Annotated in this window: 9 protein-coding genes; 1 reads left to right on the plus strand and 8 read right to left on the minus strand. The window is 53.7% G+C overall.

The window, feature by feature from the left end:
- Positions 1–592 precede the first annotated feature (592 nt).
- The 8 genes from SPSYN_RS15700 to SPSYN_RS05375 form a co-directional block, all read right to left on the minus strand.
- Entirely contained in the window at positions 593–898 is a 306-nt protein-coding gene (locus SPSYN_RS15700; RefSeq protein WP_202623794.1) for a hypothetical protein, read from the minus strand.
- Positions 899–911: 13 nt separating this feature from the next.
- Positions 912–1,262 (minus strand): RusA family crossover junction endodeoxyribonuclease, encoded by a 351-nt coding sequence (locus tag SPSYN_RS05345; protein WP_161821481.1) that lies wholly within the window; start codon positions 1,260–1,262, stop codon positions 912–914.
- A complete protein-coding gene (locus tag SPSYN_RS05350; RefSeq protein WP_161821482.1) occupies positions 1,263–1,622 on the minus strand; it encodes a hypothetical protein in 360 nt (119 codons plus the stop codon).
- Positions 1,623–1,635: 13 nt separating this feature from the next.
- Positions 1,636–2,739: a replication protein gene (locus tag SPSYN_RS05355; protein ID WP_161821483.1), complete on the minus strand. Its 1,104-nt coding sequence runs from the start codon at positions 2,737–2,739 to the stop codon at positions 1,636–1,638.
- A gap of 19 nt (positions 2,740–2,758) precedes the next feature.
- Positions 2,759–2,902, minus strand: coding sequence for a hypothetical protein (locus SPSYN_RS05360; protein ID WP_161821484.1), 144 nt, complete (start codon positions 2,900–2,902; stop codon positions 2,759–2,761).
- Positions 2,903–2,978: 76 nt separating this feature from the next.
- The gene (locus SPSYN_RS05365; RefSeq protein WP_161821485.1) at positions 2,979–5,033 is read right to left on the minus strand and encodes an AAA family ATPase; all 2,055 of its coding nucleotides are present in this window, start codon (positions 5,031–5,033) and stop codon (positions 2,979–2,981) included.
- Between the two features lie 161 nt (positions 5,034–5,194).
- A complete protein-coding gene (locus SPSYN_RS05370; protein ID WP_161821486.1) occupies positions 5,195–5,623 on the minus strand; it encodes a hypothetical protein in 429 nt (142 codons plus the stop codon).
- An 18-nt stretch (positions 5,624–5,641) separates the two neighbouring features.
- Positions 5,642–5,875, minus strand: coding sequence for a helix-turn-helix transcriptional regulator (locus tag SPSYN_RS05375; RefSeq protein WP_243152926.1), 234 nt, complete (start codon positions 5,873–5,875; stop codon positions 5,642–5,644).
- Between the two features lie 160 nt (positions 5,876–6,035).
- On the opposite strand from SPSYN_RS05375, the gene SPSYN_RS05380 reads away from it, so the two are divergent.
- A complete protein-coding gene (locus SPSYN_RS05380; RefSeq protein ID WP_161821487.1) occupies positions 6,036–7,151 on the plus strand; it encodes a LexA family transcriptional regulator in 1,116 nt (371 codons plus the stop codon).
- Positions 7,152–7,544 lie beyond the last annotated feature (393 nt).

Genomic DNA, 7,544 nt, shown 5'->3' on the forward strand with positions numbered 1-7,544 from the left:
CGCCTTAAAGAATACCTGAGCCTAAAAAACTTAAATGTGCGAGGGTTCAAAAAAGTAAAAGCGCGTGTCTTATTATCATGTATTGCAATGTTATCCACAGCGATGGTTTCAGTATTTGAGCCCAAAGTTGTAAAGCAGGTAGCTTAGGCGATACTGGTATTTTAAAACTCTCTATAGCTCAAAGGGGTATTTTTGTCCATTTTTGATTATCCACAGTTATAAAATAGCATTTAGCATAGCAACTTACCATAACTGTGTTAAGTTAATGCGATTGCAGTTCTAAATTATGGCATTGAATTTTATGCTACAGAAATTATGCAAAATGCTTAAATACAAATAGTCGATTGGCACTCCCTGGTCATTGTATAGTATTTGCGCAATTATTACTACTCCGGATATGTTATCAAGTAATATCCGATGGTACTCATTGTATTGCGCGGATCCATTACTTATATCATCGCCATTCATAATCGCTCCCTGCCTTCTACTCCATTTTTCACAGAATTACCAATCTTCGCCAAAGAAAATCTCTATTCCTTCGGAGAATAAATGGTATTGTGTCGAATGAAAAAGAAAGGCGGGAGGGGGGTGATTATGTTACCGGTTGGCCGGCATCTTCCTCGGTAAAGGTCACCAGCTCTTCGTTATCCTCCCCGTCCTCCAGGTTGACGGCACCGCCCCGGCGCTTTGCCGCCAATTCAAACAGGTCCGGCTGGACTGATTTTAACACCACATCAACGGTTTCGTTGGGGCGAAACCGGCGCAGCTCCAGCAGGTTGTCGTTGGTTAGTTCAATATCTTCCAGGCTCACCCGAATAGACTGTGCCCAGCTGTCGGTCAGCACTTTGTTGACGATTTCTATTTTCTTGATCCGGGCTTGAAAATCCGCTTGGCTCATTTATGCACACTCCTTACTCTAATATCCGCTGGATCAGCACCTCGGCCCGCTCCTGCACCCCGCGCCGCACGAATAAGCCGGCTTTCAGACGAATGACCTGCCGGTCATCGCGCCAGGCCACCTGGTTCAGGCCGTCCTGGATGCTTTTGATATAGTTGTCCAGATCGCCCCGGGGAGCAGTTAAATAAACCTTTACCTGCAGGCTCACCGGTCCATTGTAAGGTTTTTTAAACACCTGCCTGCCCGCCCGGCCCACGGTTTGCTCGTAAGCCTTGGTTTCTTTGGGTGTGTATATTTGCCCCTGTTTACCTAACCGGGGGCGCTGCTTGGGCACGGGACGCCCCGGAATCACAAAGGCCACCATTTACACCACCCCCGCTTTTTTCATTTTCTTGAAAACTTTCCGGCAGGCTGCCGTGGTCTTGGCCAGCCGGGCTGCAGCCTGGTGGAATTTTTGTTTGCGCAGCACTATCAAAACGGCCAGCCGGTACAGTTCATGCTCGGTCCAGGCGTTTTTGTAGCGGCGTTTTCGGCTGGTAAGGTTAAAAACTTTTACCCGCTGCGCAATCAGCGTCTCGGTGTTTGTTCCGGTCAGATGCTGCCTGTCCGGGGTGGTTTCGGACAGTTCACTGCTCCGGGCCTGGGCCTGCCAAAAGGTGTTCAGGTGGTTGGCCGTCACCTCACCGGTGGCTATATCTACTTGCACAAGGTTATCAAAATCCACAATGCTCCCTCCCCTAACTCAAATACAGCGACTCGAGCAGCTTTCTTTTCTCGTCGGCCTGCCTGTCCGGCGGGTCAGTTAACCGGTGCTCTACTCCGCTCTCCTCTACAGGGGGCTTAAGCCAGTCCAGATACGGCTTGTCCGGCCCCAGAAAAGTGGCGGCGTGTTTGATATAGCGCGGCTGCGTGCCCTGTCTTCGGCATTCGCCGGCGTAGTTTGCCGCGGCGTTTACCAGGTCTTTAACCAGGCTTTCCATAGTCAGACCTTCTGCCAGACCTTCCCTGATACAAAGCTTAAAGCATCGATAAGCCCGCTTTTTTTCCACTTGTCGGGGATAAACAGTCCAGAATTTCTCAAAATGGAGGTCAAACACACACAGATCTTTTTCTTTATCTTTCCTTTTCTTTAAAGTTTCTTTAACATATCTTTCGGCACCCTCCAGGCCCTTGCCCCCGTTGCCCTGCGGGGTTTGGGGAGTTGGTGGTTCACCAACCCCGGAGTTGGTGTTTTGCCAATTTGCAGGTTGGTGATTTACCAACTCGCGGGTTGGTGTTTCACCAACCGCCGCATTAGCTGTGGTTGGTGTTTCACCAACTATTTCGTCTGCTGCGGTTGGTGTTTCACCAACTGTTTTTTCCTCCGGATTTCGTTTCAGGGAAGCGCAGCGTGCATATTTGTAGGGGTGGGGCTCTGCCCCACCCGGTGGACTGCCCCCTGGTGTAGTAGGCATTAAACGACGGGCGGGACAGAGCCCCGCCCCTGCTTTTTCCTCCAGATTTCGTCTCAGGAGTTGTTTAAAGCTGTCCGCTCCGCCGGGCCGGGCCCGGGCAATGCGCCAGCAGTCATAGTCCTTGTTTAAGGCCACGCGATTACCGGTGACGGTCAATACGCCGCACTCGGCCAGCAGCTGCAGTTCTTTATTGATGTCGCTTTTATCAATGCCGATAATTTTGAAATCGGCCTGGCGTAAAACGGCGTAATCACGGCCGCACCCGTAGCTTAAACGGATTACCAGCAGGATGATGTTCAGCTGCCGTTTTTTAAAATTGGTTAGGATGATCGCTTCAAAAAGTTTGTTTGAAATGCGTGTAAATTCACCGGGTTGCGGGTTTGCCATGGAGTACCCCCCAATTACCTTAAATTAAGCAAGCGCACAGTCTCACCAAAAAATAGCCTGCCGTCAGGGCCAGCAGGGCACAGGCGGCTTTATCCTCACCCGGCCCGGCGGGATTTTCCAGACGGTTTTGTATTCTGGTGACCAGCTTGTTTAGCGCTTTCATTCATTCCTCCAAGTGTTCCGCCCGTGCATGCCGCGTAAGCCGGTTCAAGGCGCGGGCGGAGTCCGGCCGGCCGGCTTTACTGAAATACTGAAAAGCCGGTGCTTTCCCGGCCGGCCGGGTTGCTTGCACTGCTGCCGAGCTCGCTGATCCGCCCGTCCTCCACCCAGAACATCTTCACACCCGGCAGCCCGGGGTTCCGGGGCTGCACGTCGCCCACCGTGCTAAACAGCATGATCTGGTCGAACTGGTCCATGACATTCAGCAGCGAGCATGTGAGCAGGTCCCGGTTATCCTGATCGAGCATGTCAACTTCGTCCACCGCCAGGAAATTCAAACCGGTTAATTTGGCAATGGCCGCCTGGAGCGCTATACTCACCCGGAACTGTTCGCTTCTGGAGAGCAGTTTTAGCGGCAGGGGCTGCCGCTTACGGGTAATCAGCGGGTTGAAGTCCTCCTGCCATTCCAGCCGGTAGAGCCCCTCGGTGCAGGCGGCCAGCATGTTGTTGATCTCCCTGGTGAACCCGGCCAGGCGGTCACCCAGCAGGCTTTTTCTGATGCCGTTCGGACCCAGGGCGCCGACCATAAGTTCAGCAACGGCTAGTTCTTGTTCCAAAACCTGCAGGTCCTGCTGAAGCCGGTCGGCCTGCCCGCACCCGTGTTCGGCCACCTCCAAGCGGCGCAGGAACTCCCGGCCCCGGTCGATACGCCCCTGCAGGCGGTCGATTTCCTCCGGGTCGGCGCCGCCCTTGCGCAGCGTTTCCTCCCAGCCGGCCTCTTCGAGCCGGGCACTGTCCAGTTCACTCTGAGCCCGTTCCAGGGCAGCCGCCAGGCTGGTCAGCTCCCGTTCGGCGTTATCCAGCCGCGCCAGGGCTTGCTCCAGGAGCCTGATCCGGCGCTGCAGCTCCAGTTTTTCCACCTGCACTTTTTGGAGGTAATCCTTGAGACCGTTGATATGCGGGGAGTCGGCCTGGTTTTCAACCGCTAACTGACCGGCCAGCTCCGCCACTTCATTATCCGACATGCGGCAGGCAATCAGCCGGGGGGCCAGGGGACACTGCCCGTCGAAAGATTGCAGCTTTTCCAGCACTGCCCGCCGGTTCCGGTTAGAGGTCTGCAGCGCGGACAGTTTCCGGTCCAGTTCGGCTGCCGTGAGGGCCAGCTGCTCCAGCCGCTCTTTTGCCCCGTTTAATTCCGCGGCCAGTTCGGGCCGGCCCTTGCAGGCTCCGGGATTACCGGTTGCAGCAGTGCCGGCCGCCTCCCGGGCCAGCGCGGTTCTGGCCTCACCCAGGCGCGTTATTTCCGCCGTTAGTTGCTCAATCTTGGCGCGGCAGAGGGCGATATTCTTTTTCGCGGCCTGCCGCACCCCGTAGGCTTTGAGCAGTTCGTTTTTTTCCGATTCCAGTTCGGCCAGCTGCCCGGCTACCGCTTCCTTGTCGGACGGCTCCAGGCCCTCCGGCAAAACAGGCGGTGCCATTGCCGCCAGTGCGCTTTTGGCCCGCTCCAGGTCCTTTTTAATCCCCCGGCGCTCCTCCCGCGCCCGTTTCTCCATACCCTCCAAAATAGCCGGGTCTCCGCCGAAACCTGCCGGAAGCAGGGCAGTCACTTTGGCCGCCGCCTCCCCGGCCCGGTCCCGGGACAACCCGATGCCGCACAGGTACTGCTCGGTCGCAGCGGTGATGGTTGCCGCTGTGCAGGAGATGCCGCAAAGGGCAAACAGGAAGGTCTTTTGTTCGGCGGGGGGCAGATTACTAAAAGCCCCGGCGTTCAGCGCGAGCCGGATAAGCTGTTCGTCTGCGCCCAAATAATGGTAAATAGCGGCCTGGCTTTCCTGGATGCTGTTGCTTTTGCCCACGGCCAGGGAGTGGGGCGGCATGGCCCGCACCACTCCACCCAGTCCCGCCAGCTCCAGCCACACCCGGCACTCCCTGGCCTCCCGGCTGATCAGGTCGCCCGCCCCCCGGCCGGCCCGGTCGGTCCACAGGTTCCGCCCGGTCAGCGCCCATTCCACAGCGGCCAGAATGCTGGATTTTCCGCTGTTGTTAGGGCCGACAAAGATGTTGAGCCTGGCCGGCTCAATGACGCTGCTTTTTAAGTTGCGGAAATTCTGGATGGCTAATTTTTTTATGAACATCTTTTTTGGTGCCTCCTTTTACCTGACTAACTGGCGTAAGTCTCCCACAGTAATCGGGGACATTCCTTGTAAATGTGGGTCCCCTGACCGCTTAAATGGGAGTACAACGTCAATTAAGTCATGCATTTGAATCTCACCCTGAAATTAGGAAATTGCTTCAACTAAAACAGCCTTTTTTTGCTTGTTTCGGCCGGCTGGGGTAGCACAGCTGCCGGCGCCGGTTCAGTGATTTGTTGGATGGGGTCGCCTTTACCGGTGGTTGGTTCGTCTTCTTTTGGCGAGCACGGGGTAACAATGATATGGCACCGGTTATGCTCCATGGCCCCCCCCGGCTCGTCGCTGTCCGGCGTGCCGCCGGTGCCTGTCAGGACGCGGGATGGGCTGTCGATAATGATCACCCGGCATCCCGCCTTTTCCGCCGCCGTGATTGCTTCCGCGTATTTTTCCCGGGTGAACGGGGTGGCTAAACTGCAGGCGTCGTCTTTGCCCAGGTGGACGTACAGTTTACTTGCTTCGTGTCCCGTATCAATCAGGGCAACCGGCCCGTCCGGGCCAAACCCGATCACCAGGCGGTGAAATTCCGAAGTCATAAAATAATCCTCCTTTTATTAATTGCCTAGAGCGGCTTTCAATCGCGTGTCGTGATTGAGATCGGCAAAAAAAAGTTCATCTACGGTGACGCCAAAATGATCGGATAGTTTTTTCTGCACATTTTTACGCGGGTGCCTGTGCCCGCCTTCGATCATGGCGTAAGAACTTTGGCTGATACCAACCGCTTCTGCTATTTCCTTCTGCGTTTGGCCAGCTGCTCTTCTCAATTCGAGCATCCTTAAATTTTTCAACTGCTGCGCACCTCAATCCCTTCATGTGATTATCCTATGCCTTTATTATAATCGCATAGTGTGAATTGTCAAACCTTTTTTAATAAAAAATTCTCTTTTTGCGATTATCACTTTCCTTTTATCACGAGACGTGTTAATGTATTATTGAGGTGACCGCATTATGGCAACGTTTGGCGAACGGTTAGCGAAGTTAAGAAAAGAAAAAGAACTTTCCCAGGCTGATTTGGCCGGTTTATTTAAACTCGGGCAAAGCACCATCGGTATGTATGAAACCAATAAACGGGAACCGGATTCAACCGTTTTAAAGGGCTTCGCTGATTTTTTCGGCGTGTCGGTTGACTACCTCCTGGGCCGGGAATACACCTTTGCCGAATATTTGAAAACACTAAGGGAGGATAAAGGATTATCTCAAGAGCAGCTGGCCGGGGAATTAGGGGTCAGGGAAACCACCATTGCCGATCTGGAAACAGGCAAGGCCAGGCCGGGGCTTGATTTCATCAGGTTAATCGCCCGGACTTATCAACTGCACTTTAATGATTTATTAGTGCTGGCGGGCTATGGCGACATGGCCGACAAGTTATCCGAAAGCCGCAACTCCCGGCCAAATCAGGCCATAGAGCTTCTGGACCTCCTGGAAGACTCTGGCCCTGCGCGTATCACGGCCGGCGGGCAGCCTATTTCCGATGAACAGCGCATTGCCATCCTCCGTTCTCTAATCAACCCGGCAGGGGCCAGGGCTAAACTCCAGATACCGATCGTCGGCTACATCCGGGCCGGCATTCCCCTGCTCTCCGAGCAAAATATTGTCGGTATGCTGGAAATCCCTCCCGACATGGAGGGCAGCGTTGATTTTGCGCTTATCGTCCACGGCGACAGCTTGATCGGGGTGGGCATAGCTGAAAATGACCTCGTGCTTTGCAAAAAAAGCCCTCAAGCCATGCCGGGACAGATTGTGGTGGCTCTGGTGGATTACGACGATACAACCCTTAAGTTTTTCGTTAAGGAAAACGACCGGTATGTTTTGCGGGCGGCTAACCCCAAATACAAAGATATTGCGCTAAAACCGGGTGACCAGATTCAGGGGCATGTGGTTAAGGTTTTTAAAGACCCGCCGTCGATTAATCTGTACCGGGAATATATTTATGTTAAGGATGAGCATCTGGAAGAATGGAACCGGATCATTGAAGAGGCGGTCGGCTACGGCATCAAGCCGGAGCACATCCGCACCCTTATCGGGATGCAGCGGGATATGCTCAAGCAAATGTTTGGGCAGTGAGACACAAGGGGACGGTTCTTCTGTGCGTCTTTATAAATAACTAACATTCCAACTTCCCTGCTAATCGTGGGCACAAGGTGACGCACAAAAGTCGAGTAGATGCGCACCTCTTAAACTTTAGGGGACACTTTGTTTTCCCGGTTTCTCCCCGTTTCCTCTGGGAGTGTCACAATATTTGCCCCATGATTTAATTGGTCACGCACCCCTCACAGAACCGGACGTGCAGCTTTCCCGCATCCGGCTCTTCACACTGCCATTTACATTATGTAGCCGATACTTTTCCTTAGTTCATAGATATTAACGTATATTTTGGGCTTGGGTAACCGGTATTTAACCAGTAGTTTCGGGAAATTGCTCCAGTTATGGCTTCTCTTCTGGCTTCGTCTGTTTAAA

Source organism: Sporotomaculum syntrophicum, from assembly GCF_009932395.1.
GTDB classification, from domain to species: domain Bacteria; phylum Bacillota; class Desulfotomaculia; order Desulfotomaculales; family Desulfallaceae; genus Sporotomaculum; species Sporotomaculum syntrophicum.

Coding starts and splice junctions, on each gene's coding strand:
- SPSYN_RS15700 (WP_202623794.1), bottom strand. CDS start 898: ATGAGCCAAGCGGATTTTCAAGCCCGGATCAAGAAAATAGAAATCGTC.
- SPSYN_RS05345 (WP_161821481.1), bottom strand. CDS start 1,262: ATGGTGGCCTTTGTGATTCCGGGGCGTCCCGTGCCCAAGCAGCGCCCC.
- SPSYN_RS05355 (WP_161821483.1), bottom strand. CDS start 2,739: ATGGCAAACCCGCAACCCGGTGAATTTACACGCATTTCAAACAAACTT.
- SPSYN_RS05360 (WP_161821484.1), bottom strand. CDS start 2,902: ATGAAAGCGCTAAACAAGCTGGTCACCAGAATACAAAACCGTCTGGAA.
- SPSYN_RS05365 (WP_161821485.1), bottom strand. CDS start 5,033: ATGTTCATAAAAAAATTAGCCATCCAGAATTTCCGCAACTTAAAAAGC.
- SPSYN_RS05370 (WP_161821486.1), bottom strand. CDS start 5,623: ATGACTTCGGAATTTCACCGCCTGGTGATCGGGTTTGGCCCGGACGGG.
- SPSYN_RS05380 (WP_161821487.1), top strand. CDS start 6,036: ATGGCAACGTTTGGCGAACGGTTAGCGAAGTTAAGAAAAGAAAAAGAA.